This window comes from Paenisporosarcina quisquiliarum (genome assembly GCF_043641925.1).
GTDB lineage: Bacteria > Bacillota > Bacilli > Bacillales_A > Planococcaceae > Paenisporosarcina > Paenisporosarcina quisquiliarum_A.
This window is the reverse complement of record NZ_JBHZRU010000010.1, coordinates 35972-52664: the sequence shown is the minus strand read 5'-3', so window position 1 is coordinate 52664 and position 16693 is coordinate 35972. Positions and strand designations below refer to the sequence as shown.

Annotated in this window: 14 protein-coding genes; 11 read left to right on the top strand and 3 right to left on the bottom strand. The window is 37.7% G+C overall.

Annotated features, from left to right (window positions below; translation table 11 throughout):
• Positions 1 to 471: 471 nt before the first annotated feature.
• The 7 genes from ACHUE4_RS09125 to ACHUE4_RS09095 all read left to right on the top strand — a co-directional run bounded on the left by ACHUE4_RS09125 (position 472) and on the right by ACHUE4_RS09095 (position 8872).
• Complete coding sequence (locus ACHUE4_RS09125; protein WP_394189212.1) at positions 472 to 1023, top strand: sigma-70 family RNA polymerase sigma factor; 552 nt, start codon at positions 472 to 474, stop codon at positions 1021 to 1023.
• Positions 1016 to 1771: a hypothetical protein gene (locus tag ACHUE4_RS09120; RefSeq protein ID WP_394189210.1), complete on the top strand. Its 756-nt coding sequence runs from the start codon at positions 1016 to 1018 to the stop codon at positions 1769 to 1771. Before ACHUE4_RS09125 ends, ACHUE4_RS09120 begins: the two co-directional genes overlap by 8 nt.
• The gene (locus ACHUE4_RS09115; protein ID WP_394189208.1) at positions 1771 to 2463 is read left to right on the top strand and encodes an ABC transporter ATP-binding protein; all 693 of its coding nucleotides are present in this window, start codon (positions 1771 to 1773) and stop codon (positions 2461 to 2463) included. The genes ACHUE4_RS09120 and ACHUE4_RS09115 overlap by 1 nt, the downstream gene beginning before the upstream one ends.
• Complete coding sequence (locus ACHUE4_RS09110; RefSeq protein WP_394189206.1) at positions 2460 to 5078, top strand: ABC transporter permease; 2619 nt, start codon at positions 2460 to 2462, stop codon at positions 5076 to 5078. The genes ACHUE4_RS09115 and ACHUE4_RS09110 overlap by 4 nt, the downstream gene beginning before the upstream one ends.
• A gap of 235 nt (positions 5079 to 5313) precedes the next feature.
• Positions 5314 to 5964: a PadR family transcriptional regulator gene (locus ACHUE4_RS09105; protein ID WP_394189204.1), complete on the top strand. Its 651-nt coding sequence runs from the start codon at positions 5314 to 5316 to the stop codon at positions 5962 to 5964.
• Positions 5961 to 7202, top strand: coding sequence for an MFS transporter (locus ACHUE4_RS09100; RefSeq protein WP_394189202.1), 1242 nt, complete (start codon positions 5961 to 5963; stop codon positions 7200 to 7202). Before ACHUE4_RS09105 ends, ACHUE4_RS09100 begins: the two co-directional genes overlap by 4 nt.
• Before the next feature lie 830 nt (positions 7203 to 8032).
• Complete coding sequence (locus ACHUE4_RS09095) at positions 8033 to 8872, top strand: alpha/beta hydrolase (RefSeq protein WP_394189200.1); 840 nt, start codon at positions 8033 to 8035, stop codon at positions 8870 to 8872.
• Positions 8873 to 8982: 110 nt separating this feature from the next.
• Here the strand turns inward: ACHUE4_RS09095 and ACHUE4_RS09090 are convergent, their stop codons facing one another.
• The 3 genes from ACHUE4_RS09090 to ACHUE4_RS09080 form a co-directional block, all read right to left on the bottom strand.
• Positions 8983 to 9519: a DinB family protein gene (locus tag ACHUE4_RS09090; RefSeq protein WP_394189198.1), complete on the bottom strand. Its 537-nt coding sequence runs from the start codon at positions 9517 to 9519 to the stop codon at positions 8983 to 8985.
• Positions 9520 to 9557: 38 nt separating this feature from the next.
• Positions 9558 to 10031: an SRPBCC family protein gene (locus ACHUE4_RS09085; protein WP_394189197.1), complete on the bottom strand. Its 474-nt coding sequence runs from the start codon at positions 10029 to 10031 to the stop codon at positions 9558 to 9560.
• Positions 10032 to 10155: 124 nt separating this feature from the next.
• Positions 10156 to 10422, bottom strand: a complete 267-nt coding sequence (locus tag ACHUE4_RS09080) for a DUF4190 domain-containing protein (RefSeq protein ID WP_394189196.1) — start codon at positions 10420 to 10422, stop codon at positions 10156 to 10158.
• Between the two features lie 210 nt (positions 10423 to 10632).
• Here ACHUE4_RS09080 and rlmD point away from each other — a divergent pair, with 210 nt between their 5' ends.
• From rlmD to ACHUE4_RS09060, 4 genes are all read left to right on the top strand, one after another.
• The gene (gene rlmD, locus ACHUE4_RS09075; protein WP_394189194.1) at positions 10633 to 11997 is read left to right on the top strand and encodes a 23S rRNA (uracil(1939)-C(5))-methyltransferase RlmD; all 1365 of its coding nucleotides are present in this window, start codon (positions 10633 to 10635) and stop codon (positions 11995 to 11997) included.
• Between the two features lie 348 nt (positions 11998 to 12345).
• The gene (locus ACHUE4_RS09070) at positions 12346 to 14268 is read left to right on the top strand and encodes an alkyl/aryl-sulfatase (RefSeq protein WP_394189192.1); all 1923 of its coding nucleotides are present in this window, start codon (positions 12346 to 12348) and stop codon (positions 14266 to 14268) included.
• A gap of 318 nt (positions 14269 to 14586) precedes the next feature.
• On the top strand, positions 14587 to 15156 hold the full coding sequence (locus ACHUE4_RS09065; RefSeq protein WP_394189190.1) for a hypothetical protein: 570 nt from the start codon (positions 14587 to 14589) through the stop codon (positions 15154 to 15156).
• A 472-nt stretch (positions 15157 to 15628) separates the two neighbouring features.
• The gene (locus ACHUE4_RS09060; RefSeq protein WP_394189188.1) at positions 15629 to 16612 is read left to right on the top strand and encodes a tRNA dihydrouridine synthase; all 984 of its coding nucleotides are present in this window, start codon (positions 15629 to 15631) and stop codon (positions 16610 to 16612) included.
• The last annotated feature ends 81 nt before the right edge of the window (positions 16613 to 16693 follow it).

Sequence of the window (16693 nt, the reverse complement as noted above, 5' to 3'; positions counted from 1 at the left end):
TGTGTGCAGGGTTTACATAAACTAAAACTGCAGGTTAGCCACCCAAGTAGCTAAAAATAATAGCTACACCACAGATCATGAAAGAATATTACGTTCTTTCATGGGAGTGTAACATGTAGGGGTTTTTTGAAGTATTTATAACATGTTGGAAATGAAATTATTGAGCAGACAAGAGTACAGAATAATTACTAGATATATTATATTTATCCGAAGAAAAGTAACTTAATAGAAGTTTCTTTTCTTTTTTATTTTTTAACAAGCACTCCTACTCATTATAAAAACTATATTTGAGTTTGAGAAACTGAGATCAAAATTTTGTAATTAAATATGCAGATGAGTGGAAAATCAATGTCTGTGGTATTTTATACAAATTTTCGAAAAAATTGAACCGTGAGCTTATTATGTTTCGTCTTTAAGATAGCAATACACAGCCATCTCTTTAGCAACGATGGGAGAAAAGAGGTGAACTCAATGATTATAGATTATGAAAATGAAGATATACATGAATTAGCTAGAGAAGAATGGCTGAAAGAAATCGCTTATACATATGGAGATCAGATTACGAAACTGGCATACAGTTATTTAAAAGATTGGAACCAGGCTCAAGACGTTGCACAAGATGTCCTGCTGACCTGTTTTAAAAACTATGAGAATCGCTCGAAGATCTCTTCTTACAAAGCATGGATTTACCGGGTCACTGTAAATCGTTCTAAGGATATATTAAAGAGTTCATTTCTAAAAAAGGTTGTCTTAAATAATAGCCTGGTAAAACTTATTCACGCTGTAGAACATAGCCCAGAAACAGCGGCATTGCGGAATGAAGAGAATAACCAGTTGATTGAAGCGGTTTTTGCACTTCCGATAAAGTACAGGGAAGTTGTTTTACTTTACTACTACGAAGAACTGGATACGAAGGAGATCAGTGAGATTATCCGAATTAACGAAAATACTGTGCGAACCCGTTTAAGAAGAGCAAGAGATCGACTTGGAGATTTGCTGAAAGGAGGGAGCTTGAATGAGTAGAGAACTAGAGAAATTACGAGAAATGATGGATGAATCGGTATACAAGAAAAAAAGATTTACAGACAAAGAAATGAAAGAGCTTTTTCAAAATGTACGTTCCAAGCAAAAAAGGATTGTATGGATTCCGCAGACGCTGACTGTGATTTTTACAACTTCCTTTTTCTTAGTTGGGGCAATGTATTTACATCATTATCTTGTCGATGATGAGGCTATTGGATGGCAACAGAATGCCGATGAGGGATTGGAAGATATGGATAGTAGGTTGCAGGAAGGAAAATTAATCACGCCAGAATGGAAAAATATTCATTCATCAGCTCTAAGGGTTCCAGATTTAATAGGACTGCCGTATTTAGAAGATGAAGAGTTTCTTTTTGTTTTACGTGGACCGGTCAGATTCCTCAAAAGCAACGGTGAAGATACTCTCATCCGTCATCGTTACACATCTGGTACTGATTCCTCAGATCATCTTTTCATTGAACAGTGGCACACCAGTTTCGGCTCTCCACCATGGTTAGAGGAGCAGATGAAACAACCTGAAATTAAAGAAATCGTGCAAGTTAGTGATACGACGATTTATCTCCAAAATGAAGGAGACAAAAATATCGGTTTTTTCAGCAAAGGGAAACTCACTTTCTTCGTTTCTGGGAATACGGATATCATTAGCTTGGAGGAGATAAAGCGGATTCTTGAGAAAATTACAGAGGGAAAAGACTTCAACAGAATGATAGAGTACGAAGGGAGACCATAATGAACATTCCAATTACATTGAATAGATTGACAAAAACTTTCCAAGCAGGTGGGACTGAAAATCAGGTGCTGAAAGATATTACGCTTAAGCTCATCTCTAGTGAGTCAACTGCGATTGTAGGAACATCAGGATCCGGCAAATCGACCCTGCTCAGCATCATCGGTACGCTAGACAGACCAACAAACGGGTCGTTTTTTTTAGGAGAAAGGGATGTTTTGAAAATGAAAGCGGGAGAATTATCGGAGGTGCGATTTAATGACATTGGCTTCATCTTTCAGCAATTTCATCTGGTCACTTCGCTGACGGTTCTTGAAAATGTGTTAAGCCCTCTCTTGATGCGGAAAGTGGAATTCAATAAGAAAGAACGGGCAATTTCTCTCTTGGAACGGGTTGGCTTAAAAGATCATTTTCATAAACTACCCTCCCAGCTGTCCGGTGGGCAACAACAACGCGTCGCCATCGCCAGAGCGCTGATCAACCATCCAGCATGGATTTTGGCAGATGAGCCAACTGGGAATCTTGATACAGGGACAGGTGACACGATACTCTCGCTCTTGTTGGAGCTTAAAGAAGAGACGGGTTGTGGACTAATCATCGTCACGCATGATCTGGAACTCGCTAAGAAAATGGACCGCCAAATAGAGATTCAGGATGGTGAAATCCTATCGGAAGAGAGGAGAACGACTGTATGATCTCCTTTATGCTAAAACAATGGATTCGTCACAAGGAGCGATTCTTGCTGTCTCTTATCGGTGTCGCGCTAATAAGCGGTGTGCTGATTTATCTATTTAATTTGACGGAAACAACGAAAGGGACTGTCAATAATAATCTGCAAAAAAAATGGGAGAGTGCCTACGATTTAGTTGTTACACCACCTGGATCAATCTTCAATGAAGAACAACTGGTAGAACCAAATTATTTAAATGGAATAAACGGTGGTATAACATACGATCAATATATAGATATTAAAAAGCTAGATGATATTGGAATAGCTGCGCCTGTTTCAATATTAGGTTATATGCCACTCAGTTTAAATATGAATGAGAAATTTAAATCGGAAATTAAAGATAAAGGCATTTATAAATATACACTTACAGAAACTTATAATGATGGCTTTTCTGAAAAGACATTACAGCATTTTGACTCGTTTGCAACAGGAGAGACTATTTATTCTGAAGGTGGTATTGGTTTTGGCTCGGGTTATAACGGGACGGTCTCATTAAGACAGTCTCAATTAATTGTTGGAATTGATCCTGAAGAAGAAGCTAAACTAGTGGGACTAGATCAGGCAACAACCTTATCAAATACAAGTCGTTATTTACAGCCTGAAGATAAGACTTTAGTGTCTGACAGAAGTGGGATATTACTGCATGGAGATGTTCCTCATTCAGAGAAAAGTATATTTGAGATTCCTATCTTGTTAAGCGAACAAAGCTTTTCAAACAGCAAATTCGAAATCACATTAGGAAAACTAGAACTTCCTTTTGAAACCGAGGAAGAACAGGAGAAAACTGTTAGTCAGGTTATAGATGGAGGAGGATATTCGTATTTACAGAAAGTTGAAGTTACAGAACTTGATTCGTTCGAATTATCTGGCACACAGTTTGAGGATATGGTATTCAGTAAACTCCAACATCCAGATGCCGATCCGTCTGTCTCAGTTAATGGTACTGGCCTAACGTTCATATCTAGTTCACTGGACTATGAGGAAGTGAAAAGTCCATTTCCAAGTAGGTGGTCTAAAAGTTTTGCAGTTTCTAATCGTCCTATTAACTTGGAAAATAAATTATTCGAAGGTAGCCTGCCTGAATCTGGTTTCCGTAATGCAAAATTGAGGGCACATGAAACAAATGACATGGGTGTTCCTTTACTGCCTCTTGTGAAATTAAACATCATTGGGACCTACTCGCCGGATAAACTGGTATTTAGCAATGATTCTTTAACAGAACTTCCCCTTGAAACGTACCGACCAGCTAAAGCAGATATCGTGCTTGGACCTAAAAACGAACCTTTGAATCCAATTCAACATTTTGAAGGCGCACCTGGACCAACTGGACTACTAACAAGTCCACCTAATATCCTTACAACAATTGAAGCGGCCGAAGAGATTACTGGTGGAGGTAGTATTTCTGCCATCAGAATTAAAGTGAACGGTATTGAAGACATGGGCGAGTTAGCTCAGGAGAAGTTAGAGGAAATGAAAAGGGGAATCGAAGAAATGACGGGTTTGGACGTGTTCATCACCCGAGGGTCTTCACCACAATCAACGATTATTGAAGTGAAAGAAGAAGGGGAATCACTGGGGTGGATTGAGCAACCGTGGATTCACGTCGGTGCGGCTATCACGATTTTTAGAGAAGTGTCTTTAGGTTACTCAAGTGTGTTGTTAGCAGTCCTTTTGATTGGGGCGATGTACATCTTGGCGACTACCTACGTTTCATATCTGACAAGAAAGCGTGAATATAGCATCCTTCTTGCGCTAGGTTGGAAAACTAATATGCTGCGGAGAATGATGTTCATGGAATCTGTCTTTTTCGTCTTCATCATTATTATCACTGCGGTCATCGTCGAGTTGATCTTGATAACAAACGGCCAGACTTTCAACTTGATGAAAATTGGCCTAATCAGTGCTACAGCTGTAGTTATCTATTCTTTGGGAATATTAGTGCCACTGATTCAAGTTGGAAAAATCCAACCTTATCTAGGAATTAAGAATGGGGAAATCAACCGCCGTTCTAAACGAATCATAAGCAATAACTTCTTGGGTGGATTTGTCATGAACCAAATCATTCAACGACCCGGCAGAAATCTATTGTCTATTATGGCGATTGCTATTCCCTCTACACTTTTGTCATTTTATTTGTTCGTCACAATCCGTTTGGATGGCATTCTTTTCACTTCTTATCTGGGTGAGTTTGTCGCAGTAGAAATCAATCAATCGCATTACTTCATCATTACCGCAGCTCTCTTGGTCGGTGCGCTAACGACTGCGGAAATGTTGTGGCAGAATGTAATGGAACGGCAAGATGAACTGGCGTTGTTCAAGTCCGTTGGCTGGAAGAATGGCACTGTCGGCAGAACAATTTTCCTAGAAGGAGCCATCGTCGGTTTTCTAGCCGGTCTCCTTGGAGTAATCTTATCCATGTCCTATATTGGCTTTATGTATGATATTTTCCCTTGGGACTCGTTGGAGGTATTGTTGTTGACAATTATTATACCGGTTCTCATTGGTGTCATTGGTGCTCTAATACCAGCAATCAAAGCATTGAAAACTTTACCCTACCAACTGTTGAAAGAAAGTTCATAAAGAGCTCGTTTATCATAAGAACTTTAGTTAACATATTGCGTTATCAGAAGTATTTATATTTATAACAATTATCATAATTTATAGAATATTTTCAGGGGAGTCAAGAAGTTTAATTAAGCTTTTTAGACTCTTTTTTATTTAGGAAGAAAGAGAATTTATTGCTTTTTCATTTAAATAAATATATCGTATTGATATATCAACGTGATATATATTTGGATGAAAAGGGGAATCATTTATGACGATTGAACATTCCATCTTGGGAGTGATTGCATCACGACCATGTACAGGATACGACATAAAAACAGAGTTTGAACATGAAGGGGCTGGTATGGTATGGGGAGTCAGTTTTGGAAGTGTCTATCCCAAGTTGAAAAGCATGGAAGAACAGGGTCTCATTCAAAACTATCGGACTGAAACAAAGGGAAGAATGAAGAAAATGTATGAGCTTACCCCGAAAGGATGGGAAGCTTTACACAAGTGGCTAGGTGAATTGCCAAGCTATCCGAGTATCAAAGATGAACTGCTTCTAAAGTTATCCATGTGGGACAGGGGACGTCCGGAAGACCGTCAAACATTGATTTACCACATGAAGAACCGGAAAGAACAGAGCCAAGAATTGTTGGATTACTATCTTCAATGGCCACAAAACGGGCATTCTTCCATCAGTGAATTTGGCATGTTGGGGATTCAGTATGTTCAAGAAAGATTGGAAACAGAATTAAGGTGGATTGAAAAGGCGATTCTACAGTTAGAAGGGGAACCGCAACCACCTGTGCAGGATCCTTATGACTTGATACCAAAACAACAAGAGCGGCGAAATCTGGCCATAAATCCACCAGTTATAACCGTTCATCCTGAATCCAGTACTGATGAAGACAGAGTATGAATTCTTCGATCTTTGTCCCTTTAAAAGAACGTTCATTCCGTCGCCTTTTTTTCGCCCAGGTTTTTTCTGATTTTGGCAATTGGCTTGATTTTACTGCGCTTGCAGTATTAGTGGCCTACCATTGGAAAATGGGTCCTGGAGCGATTGCAGCTCTGACCATCGCAGTGGGGATTCCCTGGGTTTTGGTTGGCCCTTTTGCCAGTGTGTGGACAGACCGTCTTCCACGGAAGAAGATTATGATCATATGCGATTTTTTAAGGGCCGTGATTGCAATCGGATTAATTTGGACACCCAATTTACCATTACTGCTGGTGCTCGTCTTTTTAAAAAGTTCCGTCGGTGCGCTCTTTGATCCAGCGAAGCAAGCGGCAATTCGTTCGATTGTTCCTGAGGTACACTTACCTCAAGCGAATTCATTAAGCCAGCTTTCCAGCAATTCTTCAAAAATCATTGCTCCCGCCTTAGGTGGCTTACTGATTGCTGTTTGGGGTCCACGAAGTCCGTTTATTTTGGAGACAGTTGCGTTTCTGATTTCCGCATTTCTGTTAACTAGGTGTTTCATACCTTTTGTTAATCAAGCAAGTAATTTTAAATCAGACAACAGCTTAAAGCAGTTTTGGTTCGAGTTGATGGAAGGCTGGAAGCATATTTTGTCCAACCGTATTCTGTTGATTTCCATCGGCTTGGTTTCGCTTCTGTTATTTTTTGTCTTTCTATACGACGGCTTGCTGGTTTTGCTTTCACAATCTCTTGGTTTATCGGAAGCTACGTATGGGTTTCTAATCAGCGCAGTGGGATTCGGAAGTGTCGCAGGCTCTTTAGTATTCGGTCAGTGGAATCAGTGGAAAGAAAATCCGATTCGACTAATGGTTGCTACAACTATCATTTCAGGAGTACTGATTCTTTTGTTTGGACTTGGGGGAACTGGTTTCTTACAAATAGGGGTTCTCATGTGGATTATGATTGCTTTTTTTATAGGGGTTAGTGGATCTGCTGCTATGGTTCCTTACGGCTACATCCTCCAAATCCAGACGCCGGAAAGCTTAATGGGAAGAGTGTCTGCTTCTGCAAACGCCTTTCAAAACGGTTCAATGCTCGTTGCTCCAGCATTAGGCGCAATCTTAGCCAAGTGGGTAGGGGTGGGTATGGTTTTTTTGCTAGCGGGCATTGCTATTTTATTAGCAGGTATCATCACATCATTTTTTGTTCCTAGAGTTTTCAACAAAACATGGAATTAAGAGGGAGGGTGCACTCATTAAGAAACACTTTACATATGACCAATTATCGGAAGCAATAATTTTAAAACTATTAAGTGAAGAAACTCAGTTAGCTTGTGCAAAAAGCTTGCTGGGTTTCTTTAGTCTATTTTAAAAAGGAATAGTTTTATTACATTTCCTAATATCATTTATCAAAGTGTGCACGAAATGATTAAAATCAATGATTATATTCTCCTCGATTGGAACCGATGTTCATTTCAAACGTATAACTTATAATAATGTGCTTGATTGTAAAAGGTAGATAAAATCGAAGAACTGATAAATGGAGATTGTAGAAAAGTATCAATTAATAATGAAAAATTTGATTGGAATATGTTTTATTGAAATTTAGGGTGAGATGAAGACCGCAAATAAAACAGTTCTTAATGTTACTAAATATGACGATAAATATTGAAAAGGAGGGATAATCCTTAATGGAATTCAAATTTGGGAGCGGAGTTATTATGCTACCCCCTTTACACATTTCGATTCTCGCAATAATTATTATTTTCTTTTTAGTTAGGTGGAGCAAGCAATTGGAAACACGACGTTTTACGGTCTTTATTTACTTTATCATAAGCAGTTTTATTACTCCTATTTATTCTAGAACAACAAATGAAGGTGACTTTCAGCTATGGTTTCCGTTAGGTTTTGTGTTGATTTTCTTTTACTTGTATCGCAGTGAAAGGTACCATTCATCTAAAATGAAAGCGAGTCTTTTAGGACTTTCCATAGCAATATATCAACTAATTCGTCATTATATCAGCTAAAGATAGATAAATAACTTATTACATTAATAAGGGGGAGATAGTTTGAAGCGATATTTTATTAATGATGGAGAGATAAATGTTCATATTACTGAATGGGGAAATCATAATGCGCCTATCATTTTCTGTATGCATGGACTAGGTAGTACAAGCCTAAGTTTTATTGAAATAGCTGAACAGGTAAAAGAAGAGTATAGAATTATCTCCATCGATGCTCCAGGACACGGCAAAACGGATCCATTTCTCACAGCTGATGAATATGAACTGCCGTCACTTGCAAGATGGCTGAATAACATAATCGAGATACTTCAAATCGAACAATTCTTTTTCTTGTCTCATTCTTGGGGGAGTTTTGTCTCGTTATTTTATTTAGCTGAGTTCCCTGAGAAGGTATTAGGGACTATTCTTATTGATGGTGGCTATCAATCGAAAAGATTAAAAGGACAATCGATGGAAGAAGAAGTTGCTTACTATGAAAAAGATTCTGAAGACTATGTAGAAACTTGGGATAGTTTTTTAACAGATGCTGTATATGGAGAGGTTTCAAGAAGGTCTTCTTTACTGGATATTGCAGCTAAAGATCTTGTTTTAGAAAAAGACGGCAAGTATTATTGGCACGCCAGAGGAATAACAGGCGGTAATGTTATTAAAGGCATGCACAAACATGAAACTGCAGACATCTTTGAAAAATTGCCTTCTGATATCTTATTGCTAAGGGCCACGTTGCCTAAAGAGCAAGAGGATTATCGAGTAATGACTTCAAGAATATTTGAACAAAAGACTGGTGAGAAGATGAAGAAGATTCTCAATACTACTCACATGTTACATTGGGATAACCCAGATGTGGTTGTTGATGAAATAAGAAAAAGTTGGTCTAGTTTTTAATTTCGAATTAGAACGTGAAAAAAGTGACTTAACCAAAACAAAAATCTTTATAGGTCCGCTGGATTATTATTCAATTAAAAAAGAGCTGAAACCTTTAGGGATATATGTCCTCAGGTTTCAGCTCTTTTTTTTTTGAAAAGATACTTATCTTCTATGATTCTTCTATGGTGCAATTCATGTCCAGCAATTATGTAAGCCAGAGCAGCAACAGAGATCTCTCCCTTATTCGCAATTCCTTTTTTGTTCCAGCTTTTTTCTGGCAGGTTTTTAATCAAGCTTATCGTTGAATGTCTAACAGCTGTAAATTCTTCAAGAAGGTCAGGTATGGAACGGCAATGAAATTCGGCTTCTAATACATAAGAATTGTCATCATAGCCAGCTAACGCAGTTTGATCACCTCTCGCAAAACGAAGTAGACGGTAAGCCATAATTCGTTCAGTATCCGTTATATGACCAATCACTTCTTTCAACGTCCATTTTCCTTCGGCATACCGATAGTTTGCCTGTTCTTCATTGACATGAGAAATCAAAGCTGTCATTTCCTCAAGTTGTTTAAGAAGAATCTCATTTAAAGTTCCTTCTGTCACTAAGTTTATATAATTTGAATAGTAAGCCGGATAGTCACCAATTGCTGGTTTAATGTCCATCATGTTCACTCCAATTCTGCTGGTAATAAAACCTTTGATTAAGTTGCAACTATTGGAACACCTAATCTGTTGGCAATTCCTTTTGCACCTTCGTCCATCACTTGATTGTGATTCCAAACGAAAATTGGACGAAGAAGGGGGGCTGCGAGATTCATCCATTTCTTGTTGGTGTTAACCTTCCAAGTATATCGTACATGAGTGATTTCACCTTCTTGAGACAAGGTCCAAATGCCTTTGCCTTCTAATTCACCCGAAGCCTTAATTTCAATGTATCTTGGACTTTCTTTTTTTATGACTTCCGATTCAAACGAAAGTTGGTAAAGAAGCTTGGTATGGAAGGTGGTAATAAATCGATCTCCAACTCCGTTCAATCTCTTACCCTTCTTTATTTTTCTAGCGTCCATTCCATTCCACCAATCACCGTGGTCAAAACCATTGATGAGTTCCCATATCTGTTCGATTTCAGCTTCGAACTTCCAATGTGTTTCAAATTGATACTGATATCGAGACATAGTAGACCTCCACTAAACTTTATGTGTTTGTGGATATATACCCGATTTTTCGCAGTTCAATAAACTTTCTTTTGGTGAAAAATAAAAAAATCATTCCTTATAGGAACGACTGAATCCGATATATTTAACCGATGGTCGTTACTGAAGCAAAAAGAAAAAGGGCTACTACATTAAACGTTTGAAGAATAATTCCTATCACGCTACAAACTAAACCAGCCGTCGCAAACCCACTTCCAGATTCATTCGAAAAGGCAATATCTTTTGCTGCTTTTCTAGAAAACACAACACCGATAATACCAAGTATTAAACCAATAAGAGGAATGAGAATGGAAAGGATACCGAGTGTAAAAGAGATGACCGATTTACTATTTGTTTGATGTGTTTGATTCATAATCAACTACCCCTAACGTTATTAGTGTTTTAATCGGACTCAGTTTATACAAAGAGTGATAGCTCATGTCATTAAATATTTTCTTTCAAACATATTACCACAAAAAGGTAATTATTCACCGGTTAATTAATTAATCACAACACACGTTATAGGTCTGCTTAATTAGTGGTCTCATGATACAATAAACGTAATTGAAATGGAGGAAGTTACATGTCTTTACCCGTACAAAAAAATGACCGCATCACGGTTCATATAGAAGATTTAACACATGACGGAGCAGGTGTCGCAAAAGTAGACGGCTACCCGTTATTTATTGTCGGCGCATTGCCTGGAGAAACGGCAGAAGTTCATGTGATGAAAACCTTAAAATCATATGGTTTTGGAAAATTGATCGAAGTGATTAAACAATCCGAACATCGTGTAGCACCACCATGTCACGTCTTTGATATTTGTGGTGGCTGCCAAGTTCAGCACCTTTCTTATGAAGGACAATTACTGTGGAAACAACAAATGGTGAAAAACGCCATGACACGCATTGGGAAATTGCCAAACGTACCAGTACATCCAGTGAAAGGAATGGACAACCCTTGGCGTTACCGCAATAAATCCCAGATTCCTTTCGGACTTCAGGACGGCAAAGTAGTCGGAGGCTTTTACCGAACGCGTTCACACGAAATCGCAGATACAGATGTGTGTATTATTCAAAGTGAAGAAGCAGATGACGTTCTACGTGAAATGAAAGAAGTCATGCGTGAATTAGGCATCATGCCGTACGATGAAAAATCTCATCAAGGGATGCTCCGACATATCGTCGTTCGTAAAGGACGTGCAACAGGCGAAATCATGGTTGTACTCATCACGAATAAAAAGAAATTCCGTGAAAAAGACGAAGCAGTTGAAGCAATCAGAAGAATTCTTCCGGAAGTAACGTCGATCGTCCAAAATATAAACGGTGAAAAAACAAATGTGATATTTGGTGAAACGACGATCACATTATGGGGCAAAGACGCGATCGAAGATTTAATCGGTGATGTACGATTCGAAATTTCAGCTCGTTCGTTCTATCAAGTAAATCCAGAACAAACGGAAGTTTTATACCAACAAGCATTAGACTATGCACAACTTACAGGTGAAGAAACAGTGATTGATGCTTATTGTGGCATTGGAACCATTTCACTCTTTTTAGCCAAACAAGCGAAGCAGGTATTAGGTGTAGAAATCGTGCCTCAAGCCATTGAAGACGCGAAACGAAACGCAGAAATCAACGGCTTCACAAACACCTACTTCGAAGCAGGTCCAGCAGAAGTAGTCATACCGAAATGGTACAAAGAAGGCAAAACAGCAGATGTACTAGTCGTCGATCCACCACGTAAAGGTTGCGATGAAGCTTTGCTACAAACAATCTTAGAACAAAAACCGAAGCGGATAGTTTATGTATCGTGTAACCCAGGAACACTTGCAAGAGATTTGCGAATCTTAGAAGACGGTGGTTACGAGACGAAAGAAGTACAACCAGTGGATATGTTCCCTCAGACAACTCATTGTGAGGCTGTTGCTTGGTTAGAGCTTAAATAGTAAAGAGTTATTCATGGGGCTGTCCCAAAAGTCATAGAAATGACTTTTAGGGCAGCCCTCTTTTCATATGCAAATGACACTGTCGATTTCCGATACATACTGACACTTCCAATACAATCTATAAAATACTCCCTGTCTTAGGAAACAGAAAAGTGTCCTTTATCCGAAACAAATATGAAAAGATAAAAGTTCATACTATTTTAAGTTAACATGATTTGTTTTAGCGCAGGGTCTCAAAAATCAATGATATGAAAAACCAATAAATTTGGGCATGATTAATAACTCATTTTAATTTAACCAATTGCATACATAGTAGTGACGGAAACTTTATAAGTTTGGGGTGCTTTTATGAATTTTAATAATAATCAGGGGCAAGAAAGAATAAATAATGATTTGAGAAAAAATGCAACACGTAAAACCATGTTAATAAATGAAGAAACATATAGAAAAATAGACTGGAATAAAATAACGGTTGAAAACCAACTAGCTAAAGCAGGAATGCAAGCTAATGCTAACTTACCTGTAGTAAAAGGAGAGAATTCTCTCATTCCAGTTTGGGATTTAAAAAAATATGCTTTTTTATTAAGTAACTATATCCCTCACACAGTTAATCCAAAACTTTGGGTACAGGGGAATTTGAACCTAAATACAGGCTTGTTTAAGGTTACAGATAATATATATCAGGTTAGAGGTTTTGATCTTGCTAACATGACTTTTATTAAAGGAGATACCGGTTGGATTGTAATTGATTGTTTGGGTTCAAAAGAAACGGCAGAAGCAGCTATACAGTTTGTTGCAGATTATTTTGGAGAGCTTTCTATTAGTGCAGTCATCATCACTCATTCCCATGAGGACCATTATGGAGGTATTTTAGGCGTTTTGGATAAATTTGCTATGGAGAATGTTAAAATTTACGCTCCCCTAAATTTTATTCATTCAGCTTTAGAAGAGAATGTTAATGTTGGGATTGCAATGACAAGAAGAGGCATTTATATGTACGGCGTAGAATTACCACGAGATGAGAAAGGTCAGATAGATAATGGTATAGGTAAGGGCCAATCAACTGGAACAGTGACTTTTACACGGGAAATTGAAGAAATAAAAGAGGAATATGAAAAAAAAGAAATTGATGGAGTTACAATGGAGTTTCAATTAGTTTTAGACACGGAAGCTCCCTCAGAAATGTTGATTTATATACCAAGTGAGCATTCACTATGTATTGCAGAGCTTTGTAATGCAACGCTTCATAATTTATTAACTCTAAGAGGGGCAAAGATTAGAGATCCCATTGCTTGGGCAAAAGGTATACAAAAGTCAATTGATTTATGGGGGAATGAATTGACATCAGTCTTCGGGGTCCACAACTGGCCCCGTTTTGGAAATCAGTATTGCATAGAATATCTTGAGAAACAAAGAGATTTTTATCAATATCTAAACGATCAAACATTAAGATTAATGAATAGAGGATATACCCTTGAAGAAGTTGGGAGGATGATTAAGGTTCCACAAAGTTTGACAGATGAATGGTATAATAGTCAATTTTATGGAACAATTATTCATAATGCGAAAGCAGTCTACCAGAAGTATCTAGGCTGGTATAGCGGAAATCCTGTAGATCTCAATAAATTACTTCCAGTAGATTCAGCAAAAAAATACGTTGAATTTATGGGGGGACCTAATTGTATTTTGGAGAAAGCAAGTAAATCCTTTGAAGAAGGAGATTATCAATGGGTTGCTGAGGTTACAAAACATGTCATTTATGCGGATCCTAGTAATACTGAGGCAAAGCATCTTTGCGCGGATGCTTTAGAGCAATTAGGATATATCGCTGAATCTGGTCCATGGAGAAATGAGTATTTAATGGGAGCTCAGGAACTGCGCTATGGCATTATTCCAACTAAGGGATCGTTTATTTCCAATGATGTTTTAAATAATTTATCTCTAGGAGATGTACTTTATTTACTAAGTATTCGACTTGATGGTGTTAAGGCAGGGGATTTAAATTATAAGATGAATTTTATCATTTCAGATAGAGAAGAGGTCGCTTCAACAGAGGTGAAACGAGGAATCTTTCGATATTTAAATGATAAATTGGCCGAGGATGCAGATGTCAGTGTAACAATGCCAAAAGAAATATTGTATGAATTAGCAACAACCAATAAAAAACCAATTAGTTCAAAGATCAGTATAGAGGGAGATACAAATAAGTGGAATCTATTTTTATCCCTACAAGAACCGTTGAATCACAACTTTAATATCATGACACCCTAGAATAGAATAACTTGTTGAACCCCGCTATCATTCCTATCAGCAACCTCACTTTATCCACAATATTTTAAACTACATTTAATAGGTACCTTAATGTCCTTCGCAAAATATATTCCATGAAAACAAAAAAACTTTTAGGAGGTCGACACGCTGACTCACTTTATCAATCCATATAATAGTCCTCAGAGGATTTATTTACTTGATAAACAAATAGGAGATGTCAATGGCGACGAAATACCGGATATCGTGTATCTGGTAGGTGAAAAGACAGAGAATCCTTTTTATGAAAATATAAAGGTAATCGTACAAGACGGAAGGAGCATGCAGTGGTCTGTTATTCCTTTGTATTCAAATTACAGTATGGCTTATACTCCATGGCTGATTCTTGTCAATTTTACTAACTCAAATACGAAGGAGATTATGGTGAACCTCCCTGTAGGAGGAAGCGGGGCACTAACCTATTACTACGTCATATCGTTTTTCAATAACAATGCAGAATATATTCTTGGCCCAGAGCAATTTATGGGCCTTTCAGAAACCTTGGGATTTAAAGTTATATATATGGATAACTATAAAGTACTTGTTAAAAGTGAAAAACTTGAACAATCCTATACATTGGATGTAAGCGCTAGAAAAGAAGTTTATGAGGGAACAGTTTATGACAGTGACGGCAAGCTCATTAACCCCCGTGAAGGATTTGTAATTGATTTCCCCCATCTATATCCTATAAAAATTGATGGAACCGTGCCATATAAGTTGGAAGCGCAACATGATATCGCTGGAACATCACATGCTGACCAACTTGGATATATCGTATTATACTGGAAATATACTGAGCAAAATAAAACCTGGGTTTTAGATCCTGAAATGTTTTTTGTTATGCTTGAGTAAATGAATACTTAATAGTTGTTTTATATAGACAGATAACTAGATGAGTGATGTTAGAAGCTAACTTTACTTTTCTGGTTATTGGTCTTTTTTATTTTCTACTGTTGGGAAATCAACTCAACTAGTCAGAGTTTGAAATTTTCCTTGTACAAATCGTTGATATTTACCCATACCGATAGAACATGACACAAAAACGTTTCCATGTTTGTGCTGGTATAATAGAAAGCGGGTGATATAGACAAAAATCTATAACAGTTGCTTTTTTTGTTTATAAAAATACCATTCAGGACGGATTTTCGTTAAAATAAACATTGGCGATTTTCACAATAGTTTTTCACATATTAAAATGTCCAAATGTACTTGTGATTGATAAAAGCTTATTGAGCATGATATAAGTGTAAAAGGAAAATGAGACTCTATATTTTTTGACTGACAGTTTGAAGTTGTATCCATAGTGAGAGGATTTGAATTTAAAATGATCGATAATTTTTGGCGTGATTTACCACGACCATTTTTTGTACTTGCACCAATGGAAGATGTGACAGATGTAGTTTTTCGTCACGTAGTAAGTGCTGCAGGTCGACCGGATGTATTTTTCACAGAGTTTACAAACTCGGATAGCTATTGTCATCCAGAAGGCATGAAAAGTGTGCGTGGCCGTTTAATCTTTACAGAAGATGAACAGCCAATGGTGGCACATATTTGGGGGGATAATCCCGAATATTTCCGTCAAATGAGTATTGGCATGGCTGAGTTAGGATTTAAAGGCATTGATATTAATATGGGCTGTCCTGTACCGAATGTGGCAACGAGAGGGAAAGGTAGTGGCCTTATTCTGCGTCCAGATGTTTCGGCAGAACTTATTCAAGCTGCAAAAGCAGGCGGATTGCCTGTCAGCGTAAAAACTCGACTTGGCTATAATGAATTAAATGAGTGGGAGGAATGGTTAACGCATATTCTGAAACAGGATATTGCAAACCTTTCAATTCATTTACGTACAAGACAGGAAATGAGTCAAGCTGATGCACATTGGGAGTTAATTCCGGAAATCAAAGAATTACGTGACCGTATCGCACCAAATACACTCCTAACAATCAATGGAGACATTCCTGACCGTCAAACCGGGCTACAACTTGCGACGAAATATGGTATTGATGGCGTTATGATTGGGCGAGGTATTTTTAAAAATCCTTTTGCTTTTGAAAAAGAGCCTAAAGAACATAGCAGTAAAGAATACCTTGATTTATTAAGACTGCAGCTTGATCTTCAAGATCAATATGCAGAAGAGGTGCCACGTTCAATCTCTGGACTTCATCGCTTTTTCAAAATTTATGTCAAAGGATTCCGTGGTGCTGGTGAATTAAGAAATCAATTAATGAACACGAAATCAACAGATGAAGTGCGTGCATTGCTGGATGAATTTGAAAAGAATGTTGACGAGACGGGAACAGTGAAATGATTTAACTATTAAAAAGTTAGAGGAAAATGAGACTCATTCATGTGTACTTATTTGCTTCATTTTCAAGTTCCTATCAAGCCC

Excerpts from the sequence above, each read along its gene's own strand:
- ACHUE4_RS09125 (WP_394189212.1), top strand. The coding sequence starts at position 472 with ATGATTATAGATTATGAAAATGAAGATATACATGAATTAGCTAGAGAA.
- ACHUE4_RS09120 (WP_394189210.1), top strand. The coding sequence starts at position 1,016 with ATGAGTAGAGAACTAGAGAAATTACGAGAAATGATGGATGAATCGGTA.
- ACHUE4_RS09115 (WP_394189208.1), top strand. The coding sequence starts at position 1,771 with ATGAACATTCCAATTACATTGAATAGATTGACAAAAACTTTCCAAGCA.
- ACHUE4_RS09110 (WP_394189206.1), top strand. The coding sequence starts at position 2,460 with ATGATCTCCTTTATGCTAAAACAATGGATTCGTCACAAGGAGCGATTC.
- ACHUE4_RS09105 (WP_394189204.1), top strand. The coding sequence starts at position 5,314 with ATGACGATTGAACATTCCATCTTGGGAGTGATTGCATCACGACCATGT.
- ACHUE4_RS09100 (WP_394189202.1), top strand. The coding sequence starts at position 5,961 with ATGAATTCTTCGATCTTTGTCCCTTTAAAAGAACGTTCATTCCGTCGC.
- ACHUE4_RS09090 (WP_394189198.1), bottom strand. The coding sequence starts at position 9,519 with ATGGACATTAAACCAGCAATTGGTGACTATCCGGCTTACTATTCAAAT.
- ACHUE4_RS09085 (WP_394189197.1), bottom strand. The coding sequence starts at position 10,031 with ATGTCTCGATATCAGTATCAATTTGAAACACATTGGAAGTTCGAAGCT.
- ACHUE4_RS09080 (WP_394189196.1), bottom strand. The coding sequence starts at position 10,422 with ATGAATCAAACACATCAAACAAATAGTAAATCGGTCATCTCTTTTACA.
- rlmD (WP_394189194.1), top strand. The coding sequence starts at position 10,633 with ATGTCTTTACCCGTACAAAAAAATGACCGCATCACGGTTCATATAGAA.
- ACHUE4_RS09070 (WP_394189192.1), top strand. The coding sequence starts at position 12,346 with ATGAATTTTAATAATAATCAGGGGCAAGAAAGAATAAATAATGATTTG.
- ACHUE4_RS09065 (WP_394189190.1), top strand. The coding sequence starts at position 14,587 with ATGCAGTGGTCTGTTATTCCTTTGTATTCAAATTACAGTATGGCTTAT.
- ACHUE4_RS09060 (WP_394189188.1), top strand. The coding sequence starts at position 15,629 with ATGATCGATAATTTTTGGCGTGATTTACCACGACCATTTTTTGTACTT.